At 71.1% G+C, this 17,043-nt stretch carries 11 protein-coding genes; 4 read left to right on the top strand and 7 right to left on the bottom strand.

The features are described from left to right. Positions 1–822 carry an amino acid ABC transporter permease gene (locus KOI35_RS42795; protein WP_246614691.1) on the bottom strand — a complete coding sequence of 274 codons (822 nt, stop codon included), beginning with the start codon at positions 820–822 and terminating at the stop codon, positions 1–3. Then, positions 795–1,601 carry a transporter substrate-binding domain-containing protein gene (locus tag KOI35_RS42790; RefSeq protein WP_215795473.1) on the bottom strand — a complete coding sequence of 269 codons (807 nt, stop codon included), beginning with the start codon at positions 1,599–1,601 and terminating at the stop codon, positions 795–797. The genes KOI35_RS42795 and KOI35_RS42790 overlap by 28 nt, the downstream gene beginning before the upstream one ends. Positions 1,602–1,905: 304 nt before the next feature. Here KOI35_RS42790 and KOI35_RS42785 point away from each other — a divergent pair, with 304 nt between their 5' ends. Then, on the top strand, positions 1,906–3,480 hold the full coding sequence (locus tag KOI35_RS42785) for a lysyl oxidase family protein (protein WP_215795472.1): 1,575 nt from the start codon (positions 1,906–1,908) through the stop codon (positions 3,478–3,480). 8 nt (positions 3,481–3,488) lie between these two features. Here the strand turns inward: KOI35_RS42785 and KOI35_RS42780 are convergent, their stop codons facing one another. Together KOI35_RS42780 and KOI35_RS42775 are read right to left on the bottom strand one after the other, a co-directional pair. Further along, positions 3,489–4,958 carry a GGDEF domain-containing protein gene (locus KOI35_RS42780; protein ID WP_215795471.1) on the bottom strand — a complete coding sequence of 490 codons (1,470 nt, stop codon included), beginning with the start codon at positions 4,956–4,958 and terminating at the stop codon, positions 3,489–3,491. Between the two features lie 117 nt (positions 4,959–5,075). Further along, the gene (locus tag KOI35_RS42775) at positions 5,076–7,703 is read right to left on the bottom strand and encodes a patatin-like phospholipase family protein (RefSeq protein ID WP_215795470.1); all 2,628 of its coding nucleotides are present in this window, start codon (positions 7,701–7,703) and stop codon (positions 5,076–5,078) included. 67 nt (positions 7,704–7,770) lie between these two features. On the opposite strand from KOI35_RS42775, the gene KOI35_RS42770 reads away from it, so the two are divergent. After that, positions 7,771–10,281, top strand: a complete 2,511-nt coding sequence (locus KOI35_RS42770) for a tetratricopeptide repeat protein (protein WP_215795469.1) — start codon at positions 7,771–7,773, stop codon at positions 10,279–10,281. Positions 10,282–10,298: 17 nt separating this feature from the next. Continuing rightward, entirely contained in the window at positions 10,299–12,185 is a 1,887-nt protein-coding gene (locus tag KOI35_RS42765) for a phosphorylase family protein (RefSeq protein ID WP_215795468.1), read from the top strand. Positions 12,186–12,240: 55 nt separating this feature from the next. Here KOI35_RS42765 and KOI35_RS42760 read toward each other — a convergent pair whose 3' ends face one another. The 3 genes from KOI35_RS42760 to KOI35_RS42750 form a co-directional block, all read right to left on the bottom strand. Next, a complete protein-coding gene (locus KOI35_RS42760; RefSeq protein WP_246614690.1) occupies positions 12,241–13,437 on the bottom strand; it encodes an alpha/beta hydrolase family protein in 1,197 nt (398 codons plus the stop codon). 81 nt (positions 13,438–13,518) lie between these two features. After that, entirely contained in the window at positions 13,519–14,964 is a 1,446-nt protein-coding gene (locus tag KOI35_RS42755; RefSeq protein ID WP_215795467.1) for an RtcB family protein, read from the bottom strand. Between the two features lie 214 nt (positions 14,965–15,178). Then, the gene (locus tag KOI35_RS42750; RefSeq protein WP_215795466.1) at positions 15,179–15,619 is read right to left on the bottom strand and encodes a MarR family winged helix-turn-helix transcriptional regulator; all 441 of its coding nucleotides are present in this window, start codon (positions 15,617–15,619) and stop codon (positions 15,179–15,181) included. A gap of 83 nt (positions 15,620–15,702) precedes the next feature. Between KOI35_RS42750 and KOI35_RS42745 the strand changes: the two genes are divergently transcribed. Continuing rightward, positions 15,703–16,794 (top strand): NAD(P)/FAD-dependent oxidoreductase, encoded by a 1,092-nt coding sequence (locus KOI35_RS42745; RefSeq protein WP_215795465.1) that lies wholly within the window; start codon positions 15,703–15,705, stop codon positions 16,792–16,794. The last annotated feature ends 249 nt before the right edge of the window (positions 16,795–17,043 follow it).

The raw sequence follows: 17,043 nt of genomic DNA, 5'->3' as shown, positions 1-17,043 counted from the left end.
TCACCTCTCCCTCGCGGCCCGGCGCTCCAGCCCGCGCACCACCTGCGACAGCGGCAACGTGATGACCAGGTAGAGCAGCCCGGCCACCACCAGCGGCGTCGGGTTGACCCGCTGGTTGAGCGCGTCACCGGCAAATTTGGTCAGTTCGATGGTGGATGCCGTGACGCCTAGGACGTACACCAGGGAGGTGTCTTTGGTCAGCAGAATGATCTCGTTGGTCAACGGCGGGATCACGATGCGGAAGGCCTGCGGCAGCACGATCGACACCATCGCGCGCGAGTGCGACATGCCGAGCGTGCGGGCCGCCTCGAGCTGGCCCTTGGGGACGGCCTGGATGCCCGCGCGCAGGGTCTCGGCCATGTAGGCGGAGGCGGTCAGGCCGAGGCCGAGGGTGACCGATCCGTAGACGCCGCCCGGGATCTCGCGGTCGGGGAAGGCCAGCGGCACGCCGTACCCGACCATGAAGAGCACAAGCAGCGAGGGCAGACCGCGGAACAGTTCGATGTACGCGGTGGCGAACCATCGGTACGGCAGAATCGTCGACAGCCGCATCAGCGCCAGCACGAGCCCGCCGACCAGGCCGAACACGAACGCCAGCAGCGTGTAGAGGATCGTGTTGCGCAGCGCGACGGTGATCGCCTCGGGGAACATGCTGCGGGCGACGTCGAGCCGGAAGAACGCGTCGGACAGCCGGCCCCAGTCGGCGGCGGCCAGCACGGTCGCGATGACCAGCGCGAAGACGACGTAGCCGGCGACGCGGAAGATCCGTCGTCGCCGGCGCGGGGAGAGTTTCATCAACTGGCCGGCTTGGCGCCGATCCATTCCGCATAGATCTTGTCGTACGTGCCGTCGGTGCGCGCCGCCGCGATCGCGTCGTTGACCGCCTTGAGCAGCGTCGCGTTGCCCTTCTTGACCGCGAACCCGTACTGCTCGCCGGTGTCGAAGCCGGCCGTCACGACCGCCTGGCCGGGGTTCTCCTTGATGTATTCGTTCCACACCGGCAGGTCGCCCACGGCCGCCGCCACCTGGTTGGTCGCCAGGGCCTGCTGGAGCGCGGCCAGGTCTTTGTAGGCCACCACCTCGAGGTCGAGGTTCTTCTCCTTGACCTGGGCCTTGATGTAGTCGTCGCCGGTGGTGCCGCCCTGCACGCCGATCCGCCGGCCTTTGAGCTCCTCGAGCGTCTTGACCTCTTTGCCGGCCAGCGTGTTGAGCGCCTGGGTGGCGTCGAAGTAGGGCTCGGAGAAGTCGAGCACCTGCTTGCGCTCGTCGGTGATGGTCATGCCGGCCGCGGCCACGTCGCACTTGCCCGAGTTGAGGTCGGCGCCCGACTTGATGCCCTCGAACGGCGTGTCCACGATCGACTGGGTCACCCCGAGCCTGGTCGCGACCAGGTCGATCAGCGCGACGTCGAAGCCCACGACCTTGCCGCTCGCGTCCTTCGACTGGAACGGCGCGTAGGGCAGATGGGTGCAGGTGGTCAGTGTGCCCGACTTGACCAGGGCCACGCCGCTCTCGGTTGTGCCACCGGTGTCATCCTTGGCGCAGCCGGCGACGGCCAGCACGACGACGGCGGCCAGCGCGGCATATCTCCCCGTTCTCATCCGCCCACACTAATCCACTGTTATCAATCTCCATAGCAGATAAAAACCATAGAAGATCCAGGCTTTCCCGTACGGATCCACGCGCGACCCGCCACCCGAAGCGCATCCGACTTTCGGCCGATGCCCCGCGAACCTCCGATTCGGCCACAAGTCGTAATTCCTCCCGGGTTCGTGCCATCGCATAGGAACCTCACAGGATCCATACATCTGACTCCTTAGATGTGTTTCGCGGTGGCGCCGCTCGAGGGGTGCCACCGCGAAGCAGCGGTCGCCCCCACGGCGACCGCCCGACCGGAAGGACCCCATGACGGATCCGCTGAAGAAGCGCCGCCGCCGCTCACGTCTGATGACGTACGGAGCCGTGGCCGCCGCGCTGGCGCTGACCGCCGCGGGCGTGGGCGTGGCCCAGGCCGCCGCCACCCCGCCGCCGGTGTCGTTCGTCGCCGCCACCGGGCAGGTGACCGCCGAGCGGTACAACTACGACGGCGACGTCTACTTCTCGTTCGACCTCGGCCTGCACGTGATCGCGGGCAAGGACCCGCTGGAGATCTGGGCCAAGCGCACCGGCTACGACAAGCCGATCGTGGCCGAGCAGACCGTGGTCAAGAACGGCAAGAAGAAGAAGGTCGCGCTGCCGGCCGGGCTGGTCACCGACTTCACCGGTCTCAAGGACTTCACCACGATCAGCATCGCCGACTCGACCGGCAAGGTCGTCACCGAGTACAAGACGCCGTTCTGCGGCAACACCTGGTCGTCGGCGCGCACCCGGCCCGACGCCCCGGCCACCAACCCCTACCCGACCAGCTGCGGCGGCTACAACCCGTTCACGCTGGGCGCGGTCTGGGGCGTGCAGGCCGGCTGGGACGCCGCCGTGCAGGACCAGCCGGACCAGGACGGCAGCTTCGACCTGCCGGTCGGCAAGTACACCGCCACCGCGACGGTCAACCCGGCCTACCGGTCGCTGCTCGGCATCCCGGCCGATCAGGGCACGGCCAAGGTCGAGGTGGACGTGGTCGACGCCGAGATCGACCGGGCCGGACTGGCCCGGGTCAAGGCGGCCGACGCCGGTCCCGCGGTGACCGAGGACGAGCACTCGAAGCACGACGCCGAGGGCGACGCGAGCAAGCAGGTCTCCTCGTACGTGAAGGAGCTGCGCGCCCCCGCCAAGCGGCCCACCCCGCTGGCGGCGACCCCGAAGGGCGGCCCGCGCCCCGACCTGCGTTCGCTCCCGGCCTGGGAGATCGCGCTGTCGCAGGAGGACGGCAAGACGTACGTGAACTTCGGCGCCACGGTCTGGAACGCCGGCACCTCGCCGCTGCTGGTCGACGGCTTCCGCCGCAGTGGCACCGAGCTGATGGACGCGTACCAGTACTTCTTCGACGCCAAGGGCAACCAAGTCGGCAGCCGTCCGGCCGGCACCATGGAGTGGGACGCGCGCGAGGGTCACAAGCACTGGCACTTCACCGACTTCGCGCAGTACAACCTGCTCGACTCGACCCAGAAGCTCGCCGTGCGCAGTGGCAAGGAGGCGTTCTGCCTGGCCAACACGGACGCGGTCGACTTCACCATCCCGAACGCGAAGTGGCGCCCGGACAACACCGACCTCTCGACCTCGTGCGGCGCGAACACTGTCGTCGCCGTCCGTGAGGTGCTCGACATCGGCAACGGCGACACCTACAGCCAGTACCGGCCGGGCCAGTCGTTCGAGATCACCGATCTGCCCAACGGCACCTACTACATCCAGGTGCTGGCCAACCCGGAGAACAAGCTGGCCGAGCTCGACACCACCAACAACTCGGCGCTGCGCGAGATCATCCTGGGCGGCACGCCCGAGGAGCGCACCCTGACGGTTCCGCCGGTGCACGGCATCCCCGGCTGACCTCGGAGCTAGCGGAGCGCGGCCGGCGAGGCGGCCAGGCGGAAGGCACCTTTGCCGGACACCTTGGCCTCGTACATCGCCTCGTCGGCCGCGTTCAGCACCACCGACGCGTCCTGGCCCGCGCGTGATGCCGACGCCACCCCGACGCTGGCCCGGACCCGGACCAGGTCACCACCGGCCAACCGGCACGGCTCGCCCACGGCCCGCACGATCCGGTCGGCCACCTCTTCGAGCCGGCCCGGGAGCGGGTCCTCGATCAGCACGGCGAATTCGTCACCCCCGAGGCGGGCCACCAGATCCTCCGCCCGTACGGCGGAAAGAAGTCGCCCGGCCGTCTGGGTCAGAACGGCGTCACCGGCCGCATGCCCGTAGGAGTCGTTGACGGGTTTGAAGTCGTCGAGATCGATCAGCAGGACGCCGACCGGGTCGCCGTCGCGACGCAGGGCCGCGCCGACCCGATCGAGGAACAGCGCCCGATTGCCGAGGCCGGTCAGGCTGTCGGTGAACGCCATCGTGTGCAGGCGCTCGGTCAGGGCGTCGCGCTGCCGGAGCAGGGCCGCGTTGTCGACGAACGCGGTGAGCTGACGGGCCACCACGATGCCGGTGATCGCGGCGACGCCGGCCACCGCGATCCAGGCCCGCGGGTCGAGCCCGCGCACGGCCAGCGTGACGACGAGCAGGACGAAGGTCGCGAGCAGGGCCACGTACGGAAGCAGGCTGAACGGCCGCCGGGCCCGCGGGCTCCGGCTGACGGTGGCCGACCGCCGCTGCTCCCACGCCGCGAACATCAGCAGCGCGTGCGAGCAGACGGTCATCGCGAAGATGACGCCGGGCCGTCCCGCGTGCACCAGCTGCGGACCGAGAGCACGGGACACGGCCTCCACACCCGCGGCGAGCGGACCGATGGTGCCGATGTGCCAGCGGAACGGCGCCACTCCGGCCAGGAACAGCCGCGCCACCGCGAAGGCGGCCAGCATCGCCATCACCGGGGCCAGGGCCTGGGTCAGTCCGCCGTCGCCCATGGTCCAGTACAGCCCGTACGACCCGGCCGCCACCACGACCGTGGCCAGGTCGAGCAGATAGCACAGCCGCTCGCGGGCCGACCGGTGCGGAATCGGATAGGTGAGCACGACGAGGGTGATGACCGCCGAGCCGAGCAGCAGGGCGACCGTGCGAGCGACTCCCGTGCCGGTCAGCGAGGCCAGCGAATAGGGCGCGACCACGGCGCCGGCCAGCTGGGCCCACTCCCCCGCCGCGAAGATGCCGGCGCCGAGCCCGAGAACCGTCCAGAACCGGCGCCGCGGATCGGCCCGCTCCATCCGCCGAGCGGCCCGGAACGAGTGGTACGACATCCCCGACGCGAACAGGGCGACGGCCAGCCAGCAGCTGAGCACCTGAAACCGCAACCCGGCGGTGGTCGAGAGATACCAGCCGCACAGGGCCGGCACGACCACGACGGGAAGCTTCAGCCGATTCATATCCCCTCTGTAATCGGCTGTGGCGGGCCCGAACTGAGAACTTAGGCTCCGCCTGTGCGGGGTGCCGCGTGGGCGAGGCTGGACCGAGCGCTTGTCACCGCGTACGGGAAAAGGAAGTCACATCGGTGGGGTCTGTCGCAGGGACGGATGGGGCGTGGGACTGTCGCGGAGAATCGCATCCCGGCCGGACGGGGCGGAGGCGGCGCAGTCGGTCAGGCCGGCGAGATCGCGGAGCAACTGCTCGGCGGCGGCCCAGAACAGGGGGTCGTCGGGGCGGTACCAGTTGATGCCCTCGCTGTACGGGTCCCAGGCGTACGTGTCTTCGAGCTTGTTCAGGAACTCGTCGGCGCCGGTGAGGATCTCCTGGTAGCTGGGCAGCCCGGCCCGGACGTCGTCGCGCAGGTGCTGGGCGTTGCCGAGGGCGGTCCGCAGGCGCAGCCACAGATAGCGTTTCATCTGGGTGTCGTCGTCGAACCGGCGCCGCAGCCGGGCCCCGGCGAACGCGCCGCGCAGGGCCAGCGACGCGATCACCTCGCGCGACATGTAGAGGTTGGTGCCGCCCTCGTTGCCGCGCTGCCGGACCCAGGCCACCCGGCCCCGGTAGCCGGGCATGCCGGTCTGCATGGTGTCCCGCCACGACCGCGAGGTGCCGACCACGGCCGACACGAACGAGGTCGCGGCCGGCCGGATCTCGCTCGACGGGGCCCGCATGGCCTGCCAGTCCTGCGGCAGCCAGACGTCCTGGTGCGGGTGGCCCTCGGGGTGCGGGCCGAGGTTGAGCCCGAAGGTGGGCCAGTTCGGCAGCAGCAGGTCGAACAGGTGCACCGGGAAGTTGGAGGTGATGCCGCCGTCGGAGAACCACAGCTCCTCGGCCAGGGCGGTGCGTTCGGGCCAGCGCAGGCCGGCCGTCCCGGCGCGCAGGAGCCGGCCGAAGTCGTCGCGCACCTCGGTCGGCTGGACCAGGCGGTAGAGCCGGACCGCCTTGAACAGGCCGGGCAGCGCGACGCTGAGCCGCACGGCGAAGGCCACCGGCAGGTTCCACGGGTCGGGCAGCCGGTGCAGCCGCAGCGGCCCGCCTTCGATGCTCTGACAACCCTGGGCCTGCGGGTCGCGCAGGGCGGCGAGAACGTCGTCGTCGACCAGGTCCTGCAGGTCCTCCAGGCAGAGGTAGAGCTGTTCGCCGTCCGGGTCGTCGGGGTCGAGCGGGTCGAGCGGGAACCGGTACGGGCGCTGGCGGGTGAGGTCGGTGGTGATGAGTTCCAGGTTGACCGACCGGCGGCGCGGGTCGCCGGCCATGCCGCGGATCTGTTCGGTCCGCTCGAGCCAGTCGAGCCGGGCCGCCTCGGCGTCGCGGGCCCGGGGCCGCCAGCCGGTGGGTTCGAATCCGGGGCCCTGCCACAGATGCCCGAACCGCAGGACCTCGCCCTCTCCGAGCCCGGCCAGTTGCCGCAGGGCCTGACCGAGCCACGGCAGGAGGGCGGGGTCGACGGTGGGCCGGGGTGCCCCGGCGAGCCATTCGGGCAGCGACCGGTGGGTGCGCGGCGACGCCCCGGCGACCAGGCCGACGCCGATCTCGCGGGCCTCGGCCTGGAACCGGAACACGCCGATGCCGACGACCACGACGATCCCCGAGCTCAGGGCGAGACCGACCAGCACGCCGGCCGTCCAGTGCCACAGCCCGAGCCGGGCCAGCACCAGCGGCGCGCCGAACAGGACCAGCGCCACGATCACCCGGCCCGGCCCCGACCGGCCGCGGTCGACGGCGCTGGTCACCTTGGCCAGCCGCTCGAGCCAGTCCGGAATCTTCTCGGGGCGGACCAGCGGGGTCCGGATCAGCGGCAGCAGCACCAGCACCCCGGCCACGAACACGAAGAAGAGGCTGAGATCGCTGACCGCCCAGAAGACGGCATGGCGGGGGGACCGGCCGAGCGGCGGCCACGAACCGATCCGGACGCTGAGGGCCGCGGTCACCGCGAGTCCGCCGACCACGAGCAGTGTGAGCGCGAGCCTCGACCATTTCCCGAACGCCATCAGCGCGATCAGCGGCACCGCCCACAACCGGTTCCGCATGACCGCGGTGACCAGGGCGAACAGGTGCCGTTGGCGCGGCGCCGGGCGGAACAGTTGCGCGAGCCGGTATTCGTCGTGCTGATGCGGCGCGTACTGCGGGCCGACCTGGCACACCCAGCCCACCATGTCGGCCAGTCCGGCAAAACCGGAGCGGACCTTTCCCGTACGGGCGTCGTCGCTCGTCAAAGCGCCGTCCGGTTCCGCCGGTGGATAGCTGCGCCCGATCTCGGCCGCCGCCGCCGTCGCCGCCGCGATGGCCCCGGCCGACGCCCCGCCCACGTTGCGCAGCCGCCGGGTGGTGGCGATCTCGCACACGGCCAGCGGATAGACCACGCCCGAGGTGGTGCCGCCGCGCATCGTCAGGTCGACGCTCGTCCGGCAGTACAGCCGTCGCTCGTCCTCGGTCATCCGGCTGTCCTGGGCCAGCGCGTCGTGCGGCGTCTCCCAGACCACCGAGGACGCCGCACCCAGTTGCCGATAGGTCTCCGGATTCGCGTACCCACCGACCCGTACGGCCGGCGGGTCGCTCCACACCCAGTTCCGGCCGTCCTCGGTGGCGTCGACCGAACTGAAGCCGTCCGGCAGATAGTCATGACGCATCAAGGTCCCGGGCCGGCTCGTGAAGAGGAGATCGTCGAGGGCCCGGAGCGCTTCGCGGGAACTGGGCACAGCCATGTCCCCAGCGTGAGCACCCCGGAGCCGCCGCGGTAGCAGCCTGTCGGCAACCCGCTACAGTGCGGCCGTGGACATCGGACGGCAGTCGCGCTCCCTGTTCCGCGCGTGGTCGGCATCGGATCGGGCCGCCGGACGAGCGCTGCTCGACGGCGTCGAGGTGCCCGCACCGATCGCGTTACGCAGTCGCTACCGGCACCTGCACGACACCTCGGCGCCGGACGGGCCGCTCTCGCCCGGGCTCGACGAGACGGGCTGGCAGGCCGTGTTCGACCTGGAGACCGCGGGCGATCTGGCCGTACAGTCGGGCCGGCTCGACCGGGCCGCCGAGGTGTTCGCCGAACTGGCCGGGCTGGAGACCACGGCCCGGCACCGGGTGGTGCTGGTGCACGCCCGGATCGGCGCGGGCGACGTGGCGCGAGCACGCGATCTGATCGACGAGGCGATTTCCGCGTACGAGGAAGCTCTGTCGATCGCGGTCAGCGACGGTTACCGGTTCGGGGAGTTGCGGGCGTGCGTGCCGCTGGGCTACCTCGCGCTCGCCTACTCGTCGGGGGCGACCGCCGAAGAGAGGTTCCGGCGGGCCGAGACGCTCGCGGCCGAGCTCGGTGATCCCCTGTACGGTGCGAACGCCGCTCTCGGCCTGGCCGAATGCGCCGAACGCGGGCGTGACCTGGACGGCGCGATCGCCGGGGCGCTGGCCGCCCGGAACGGGTTCGCCGAAGTCGGCTCGCCGATCGGCCGGGCCAACGCCGCCCACCGGGCGGGCGCGCTGCTGCACCGGGCTCGACGGCTCGACGAGGCGGCACCCCTTCTCGAAGAGGCGCACGGCCTCTACCTCGAGATCGGCGATCCGGTCGGGCTCAGCAACACGCTCAGCGGTCTCGGCGACCTCTATCTGGACCGCCGCGAGTTCGAGGTGGCCGAGCGGTGGTTCGGTGAGGGCCTGCGCCAGGCCGAGTCGGCGGGACTCCGCCGGGCCCGCGCGCACGCCCTGCAGGACATGGCCCGGCTCTCCCGGGGCCGGGGTGACTGGCCCCGGGCGATCACCGAGTTCGGGCGGGCGCTGGCGGCCTACCGCGAGATCGACGACATCGGCGGGGTCTGGCACGCTCTCGACAAGACGGCCGAGGGACAGGCCGAACTCGGGCTCACGGCCGACGCCGTGCACACCCGGATGGAGGCGATCCTCTCGATCGAGGAGTTCCGGGCCGGGCACCGCGACGAACAGTCCCAGCGGGAGTATCGGGACCGGTTCGGCCTCGCCTATTCGCGGGCGCTGGCCGCCGCGGTCGCGGCCGGCGACGCGGCCGCCTTCGTGGTGGTGGCCGACTGCCTGGCCGGGCGCCGGTTGGCCGGTCTGATCGAGCACGGCGCCCCGGACGGTCCGGCCGCCGGGCTCGACCTGTTGCAAGGTCTGCTCGTACGGGCCGACCAGCGGCTGGTCAGCCACCGGCACGACCGCGACACCACGGTCGAGAGCACCCGGGAGCAGCGGATCCGCCTGCTCGGCGCGTTCGGTGTCCGGCACGGCCTGGCCGAGCCGGCGAAGGCGTCACTCGACGATCAACTGGCGGCGGTCTATCTGCCGCCCGAACGCGACGGCGGCCCTTTGCTGGCCGCGGTCGCTGACGAGGCGTACCTGCTGGAGATTCTGGCCGACCCGGCCCAGCCCGATCTGGTCCGATGGCTGTGGCGGCGCCCCGGCCACGCCCCGGCGATGGGCTCGAGCGCGCTGGACCAGCCGGCCAGAAGCGTTCTGGCTGCGCTCACCGACGCCGGCGAGCGGGCTGCCCTCTCCATCGAGGATCTCGCCCCACTCGCCGCCGTGGTCCCGGCCGGGTTGCGGGCCGCGCTGCTCGACGACCCCGACCCGGCGCTGCTCATCGTTCCGATCGGCGAGTGGTGGATGGTGCCGTGGAGCGCCCTCCCGCTCGATGACGAGGTCGTGCTGGGTGAGCGCGCCCGGTACGCGGTGTGCCCGTCCCTGACGGTCCAGCGCGGCGTCACGGCCCGGCGGACACCGGCGAGCGGGACCACGGCCGACGTCTGGCGGAGCCCGTTCGTGTCGAGTCACGACCTCAGCCGCGTCGGCCCCGAGCGCCTCGAGCTGCGCCCGCTGGCCACGTCGAGCGCGGCCCGGGAACGGCTCCGCGACGGCGGCGAGCTGATGGTGGTGATCGGCCACGGCCGCCCGGCCCCCGGTCTGGGTCATTACCTCGAGCTCGACCGCGACGACTGGCTGACCCCGGCCGACCTGATCGGAGCGTCCACGCCGCGGCGGCTGGCCCTGGTCGCGTGCGAGGCGGCCTCGATCGAGGGACGGCGCCCGAGCGACCCGGTGAGCCTGGCCACCCTGGCCCTGGCCGCGCGCTCGGACGAGGTGCTGGCCACGCTGGGCGAGCTGAGCGACACCGAACCGGCGGCCCGCTACGTCGACGACATCATCAGCGCAATGGCCGGCTCACCTCTCCCCGAGGCCCTGCGCCGCGCCACCCGCACCCTGCTGGCCACCCCCGGCCTGCGGTACGAACCGCTGGTCACCTGGGCGCCACTGGTCGCGATCGGCACCGTGCGGTAGTTGGCTATCGTGGCCCGATGGCCGACATCGCGGTGGTCCTCGACCTCTACACCGAGGAACCGGTGCTGGGTGACCTGCGCCCGCTGCACGAGACCGCGATCGAGTTCGGCCGCCCGGTGCTCGTCCCGGCCCAGCTGTCCGAGCTGGATCCGGTGCACCGTCGGCGCACCGATCTCGACCGGGTCCGGCTGTACCGGCTGCGCTTCCCGTTCGACCTGCGGCCGCCCCGGCGCAACCGACGCTTCGACGCGGTGACGATCGAGTTCGCGTTCGCCGACCAGCGGGTGATCGCCCTGGGCACCGAACTGTCCACGCCGGCCGGCGGCGAGACGAGCAACCTGCGGGGCATCGGCCGCAGCACCGTCGAGCTCGACCTCGAGCCCGCCGTTGCGGACACCGGGCTGCGCCCCCGCCACCGGGCGCTGGATATCCTGGTCGAGGCGCCGGCCGAGGTAGCCAAGATCCACATCGGGCTGCGCGCCGAGTTGACCGTCGCCCGGATCCTCGGGGCGTTTTCCGTACGCCGGGCCGCCAGCCGGCATCCGCAGCAGCTCGTGCTCAGCACAGGGCCGGCCGAGCAGGAGTGGAACGAAGCCTTGAAGTCCGTCGACGTCCTCGTCATCGCCGCGCTCCCGATGGAATACGACGCGGCCCGATCGGCCGGCAACGGCGTCGAGCCCGGAGGCTGGCGTGCACAGGCGGTCGACGACCAGACCCCGTACGAAACAGGGGAAATTCACACCCCCGACGGCGGCCGGCTGACCGTGGCCCTGGCCCGGCCGGTCGAGATGGGCGGACGCCGGACCGGCACTTTCGTGACCCGCCTGACCGAGCACCTGCGCCCCACCTGCCTGGCCATGAGCGGCGTCTGCGCCGGCAACCCGGCCGACACGGCTCCCGGCGACGTCGTGATCGCCACCCCGGTCTACCAGTACGACGAGGGCAAACAGTCGGGAAGCAGCTTCTTCGGCGCGCACCAGCAGTACACGCTGAGCGACCCGTGGGTACGCACCGCCCAGGGCTTCCAGCCCGCAGGCCTCCCCAGCCATGGCGACGCGACACCGGACGAGGCCACCATCTGGGTGCTGGAACGTCTCTACCAGGGGCAAGATCCGATCAAGCATCCGGCGCGCGACCGCTACTTCCCGCGCGGCACCTGGCGGGAACGCTCGGTGCGGATCGAGTCGGACGGCCTGATCGCCTGGACCGACGACGGCTGGACCCTCACCACCGCCGGCACCGCCAAGATCAGGCGCACCCTCGCGGACGACGTGGACGGCCCCGACCGGCTGCCCTTCGCCGTGCTGACCGGCCCGATGGCCAGCGGCAACGCCGTCGTTCAAGACCACACGGTCTGGGACCGCCTCAAGGGCATGGGCGCCCGCAAGATCCTTGCCCTCGAGATGGAGGCAGCCACCCTGGCCACGGTGGCCGCCGGCAGTTCGGTGCCACACTGGCTGGTCGCCAAGGGCGTGATGGACCACGCCGACTTCGCCAAGGACGACCGTTTCAAGCGTTTCGCCGCGATCGCCTCCGCCGAGGTGCTGTTCGCGCTGCTCACCCAACTGATCCGGCCGCGCGCCGGGCAGCCGGCACTGGGCGTCCAGGCCGCGGCTGAGGTTCAGCCTGCGATCACCGAGAAGCCGGCGTCCGCCGCCGAGCCGGCGCCCGCCTCGAAGCGTCCCGGCGAGATCAAGCTCGAGTTCGTCCGCCGGCTGGGCTCCGACTGGCGCGATCTGGCCGACTACGTCGACGTGCCGTCGTACAAGCAGGCCCAGTTCACCCCGGGCGACGAGCCCCGCGCACTGTGGGAGTGGCTGGAGTCCCGGCAGCGCCTGGCCGAGTTGCCGGCCGCGCTGGTCAAGATCGGCCGCCCCGACCTGGCCGATCTGCTGCGCTCCTGAGCCGGGAGCTCGGGCCACCGGGCCCGAGCTCTTTCGTGAGGCGACGGCACACGGGCTAGACGCTCAGCTGGAGGAACCACCGAGTGATGGCCGGAACCCCGAGCACCTCGGACCCTTCGTGGACGAAGCCGTTGTAGTCCCGGTTCACCCCGAGATCCACCTTCGGCGCGGGCAGGGTGCTCCGGCAGTGGTCCGTGTTGGCATTGACCGCTTCCTCGTCACCCGGGCTGTAGTAGAGCCGCACCGGCATCCGCGGCGTCCAGTCGGTGCACACGCTGTCCACCTCGGCCAGCGCCCGCGCGAACCGCCCGGTCGGGTGCAGCAGCATCGCCTTGCCCCGCGGCGTCAGCAGCTCGTCGATCGTGGCCGGCAGCGCCCCGATCACCTCCTGCCCGGTGTGCGTGCCGTCGAACAGCGCGGGCAGTCCCACGTACGGCTTCCGGAACACGTCCCCCGGCGCCGGGTAGATGTCGTGCAACCGGTCGAACGCCACCAGCAGATACGTGGTGTACGCACTGGCCAGCACCGGATGCACCTCCGGGGTGAACAGCGCCGGGATCTCGGCCCGCCGGAAGTCGTACGCCCCGCTGATCGGCGCCACCGCCGCCGCCCGGAACCAGGGGTCCGCTCCCGACTGCAACGCCTGGGCCAACCCGAGCGCGGCCGATGCCCCCTGCGAGAAGCCGGAGGCATAAACGTCCCGGGTCAAAACCTTTCCCTCCGTACGGGCGAAGTCGCGCGCCGCCCGAAGCAGGTCGAGCGACGCCGTGGTCTCCGACGGCACGTCCATCCACGGGTGCACACCCGGCCCCACCCCGAGGCCCAGATAGTCGGGCGCGACCGCCGCGAACCCGGCCGACGCGAACGTCAGCGCCGGCCCGATCAGGAAGACGTCTTCCGACGTGGACGGCGCGTCCCCCTTGAAGATCTCGGTACCGTGCCCGAACGAAACTGTGGACAGCTTCCGCCGGTCGTTGATCGGCAACGCGACCAGCCCACTGGCCGTGGTCGGGGCTCCGGAGGCGTCCGTCGTGCGATAGACGAGCCGCCACGTCCGTACGCCGAAATGGTTGGTTCCCGGGTCGAACTTGTCCGCGGTGAGCGCGGCATCCACGTCGCTCCGGGTCGGATAGGTACGCAGGGCGGTGGCCGAGACCAACTGTCCCGTCACCGCCGTGGCCGGTGTTGCGGCCACCACGAGCGAGGATGCGATGAGCGCCCCCGCGATGCTCAGACTCAGCAGTTTCCTCATGCGTCCGACGCTAGGGATTCAGCGGCGCCGAATCAGTCCGGCCTTCCCCCGTCTTGTTGGTGGTGTTGTCTCCACCTGGGGTCAGCCCTTCACCGTCAGGATCGGCTGCAGCTCGGCGACCGGTTGCGCCACCCCGGCCGTCCGGAGGCTGTCGACCACCGGGCCGACTTCCTTGTACGCCCACGGCGCCTCCTGCTTGAGGTCGCGCCGCCACGCCGTGATGATGTCGTGCCGCCGGGCCACGGCCGGATCGCGATGGTTGAGCGGCGTCACCACCCGGAAGTCGCGGAGGAACGCGTCCAGCTCGGCGTCGCTCCCCTTGGACGCGGCCCCGCGAGGGATGCTGCGGCCCGCGCCGTGGCAGGCGCTGCCCAGCGCGCGTGTGTTGCCGAGCCCGCGCAACAGATAGCTGGGCGCCCCCATCGATCCGGGCACGATGACCGGTTCGTCGGCGCCGGCCGGTGTCGCGCCCTTGCGGTGCAGCACCGAACCGTCGGCCTCCGGCCACATCAGGTTGTGCGGCGCGTCGTAGATCAGCCGCGAACCGAGGTCACCGACCGCCCCGGTCAGCCCGGTCCGCATCATCGAGGCCAGGAAGAACCGGTTGCCGAGGGCGAAGTTGGCCGCGTTGGCGAAGGCGGTCAGATAGCGTTCGCGCCCGGCCGCTCCCGGCTCGTCGAGCAGCATCGGCAGGATCTTGTTGGACGGCAGCGGCACCGATCGGGGCCAGGCGGCCCGGGCCAGGTCGCGTCCGGTGGCGTTGGCCTGGTGGCCGAGCGTGAGAGAACCACTGTGGACCATCACCACGACCCGGCCCGGCGCGAGCCCCCATTCGTACGCGGCCGCACCGTCGTGCACGGCCGAGACGTACTGCAGCTCGGCGAAGTGGTTGCCCCCGCCCACGCTGCCGATGATGGAGTCGTAACTCGTCCCGCCGCCGCTGGTGATCCAGTCCGAGAACGCCGCCGCCGAATCGACCGGATATCCCTCCGTGTGCAGACGTCCGCTGTCATCGGGGACGCCCTCTGCCAGAAGCCCGGGCAGCCCGAAGCGCAGAAGCCCCTCGCGGTGGGCCGGGGTGAGCCCGATCCGGCGGCCGCCCTCGAAGAACAGGTGACGCAGGCGCCGCTCCAAATCGTCGAGATGCGGGCGCACCTGATCGACGGTCAGCGAGGTGACCTCGACCCGCATCCCGCAGTTGATGTCGTTGCCGACCGCCTGCGGCACCAGCGCACCCACGGTCCGCAGCACCGTGCCGATCGGGATGCCGGCTCCCTTGTGGAAGTCCGGGGTGCCCACCACCCGGTCGATGCGCGGCTCGAAATCCAGTCCGGGAGTGGCCGCGCCCAGCTCGCGGAGCGTCCGGTTCGTCTCCAGCACGGTGAGCAGCTCGTCGACCGCCGCCGGCTCGATCGGCACGTCGGGCCCGGCGCAGATCTCCACCGGCACGCCCTCGGGATTGGGCAGCGTGAGCCACGCCTCGTCGGTACGGACGAGACGCCGATCGGTTCGCTTGGCATGGCGCACGAGAAGGCACTCTAGGGGTCATAGCCCACCGGCGCAGGTGAGTTTCGCGGCCTTCGCCGGTATACGTCGGCGAGCCACTTCGCCGTCGGGGAGGAACCTCTTCGCGGCCGAGGTGCGATCCGCGTTCCGCCCGGGATGGCCCGGGCTCACACCTGGATGGCGACCTCCCGGCGTTGCAGCTCGCTGCGCGCCGTCCAGCCGGGCCAGATGAGCGTCAACCGAGGCGATCCACGGTCCGGCGGCTCCACTCGTGCAGGGCGTCCGCCTGGCCGGGGGTCAGCGTCTCGAAGAAGTAGCGCCGGATGTTCTCGCCGTGCCCCCGGATCGCTTCCTCGGCGGCGCGCCGACCGGCCGCGGTCAAGCCGATCGCGGCCCGCCGGCCGTTGGACTCGTGGTCGGTGCGGGTCACCAGGTCGCGGTTCTCCATGCGGGTCAACTGGTGCGCGACCCGGCTCTTGTCCCAGTCGAGCGACTCGGCCAGCTCGCCGACCCGCATCGGCCCGCCCGGCGCCTGGTGAAGGGTCACGAGCACGCTGAACTCGGCCTTGGAGATCCCGAACTCACGCTGCAGATCCCGGTCCAGCTCGCGGTTGAGCGCGCGTTGCGCCTGCATCCACACGTGCCAGAGCGCCCACTGTTCCGGTTCCAGCGTCATGCCGGCCAGACTATAAAACGAGGAGTTGACGTGACAACTTGTCGAGCTAGAGTTGTCACGTCAACTCTGCCCGGGAGGCACACATGGATCCCACCGTGGTGATCGTCGGCGGCGGCTACGGCGGCACGCTGGCCGCCAAGGAACTGGACGCACACGCCGACGTCGTCCTCATCGACCCGCGCGAGGGTTTCGTCAACGCCGCCGCGTCACTGCGCGCATTGACCCGTCCGGAGTGGGCTTCTCATGCCTTCTTCCCGTACGGGAAACTGCTCGCTCGTGGCCGTTTCCTCCGTGACCGCGCAGTCTCCGTCGACCCGGCCGGTGTCACACTCGCGTCCGGCACCCAGCTCCGGGCCGATTTTCTGGTGCTGGCCACCGGTTCCGGCTACCCCTACCCCGCCAAACCGCGCCCCGATTCGACCACGATCGCTCAGCAACTGGACGACCTGCGCGCGACACACAAGAAGTTGTCCGCCGCCGGCCGTGTGCTGATTGCCGGCGCCGGCCCGGTCGGCCTGGAACTAGCCGGCGAGATCACGGCCGCCTGGCCGGACAAGGGCGTGACCGTCATCGACCGCTCCGGACAACTGCTCCCCGGCTTCCTGCCCGAAGTGCGCAACAGCCTGCACCGCCAACTGGCCGAACGCGGCATCGAACTCCGGCTCGGCACCGGCCTGACCGCGCTGCCGCCCGCGGACGTCTCCCCGTTCACGGTCACCACCGACCAGGGCGAGCAGCTCACCGCCGACATCTGGTTCCGGGCGTTCGGCGTCCAAATCAACACCGGTTTCCTGTACGACGGACGCCTCACCCCGCTCACCGACCAGGCCACGATCCCGGTGACCGAGCACCTGAACGTCCGCGGCTACGACCACGTCTACGCCCTCGGCGACGTCACCGACCTGCCCGACCCCAAGATGGCTTCCTACGCCATGGAACACGCCCTGATCGTGGCCGCGAACATCCGCGCCCAGATCGCCGGCGCCGCTCCTGAGGCGGTCCACACCCCCACGCCCGTACGGCGAATCCTGTTGCCCTTAGGCCCACACGCGGGCGTCGGCCAGCTCCCGACCCCCGACGGTCCCGCCGCCGCGAGCGTGGAGACGGTCCACAAACGCAAGGGCGCCGACCTGTTCACGGCCCGCTTCGCCGCCCGCTTCCGCCGCGACGAGTAACGAGCAGCCTGTCGCCCGCACGCAACGAGCAACGAGCAGCTTGCGGTCCGCACGCAACGAGCAACTTGCCGGCCGCACGCAACGAGCATCGAGCAACGAGCAGCTTGCGGTCCGCATGCGACGAACAACGAGCAACTCGCGGTCCGCACGCAACGAACAACGAGCAGCCCGTGAGCCACACGCGACGAACAACGAGCAACTTGCCGGCCGCACACAACGAACAACGAGCAACTCGCGGGCCGCACACAA

The sequence above is a fragment of the Paractinoplanes bogorensis genome (assembly GCF_018829635.1).
In the GTDB taxonomy this organism is placed as follows: Bacteria; Actinomycetota; Actinomycetes; order Mycobacteriales; family Micromonosporaceae; genus Actinoplanes; species Actinoplanes bogorensis.
The sequence above is the reverse complement of the archived record's forward strand: the minus strand, read 5'-3'. Positions and strand labels throughout refer to the sequence as shown.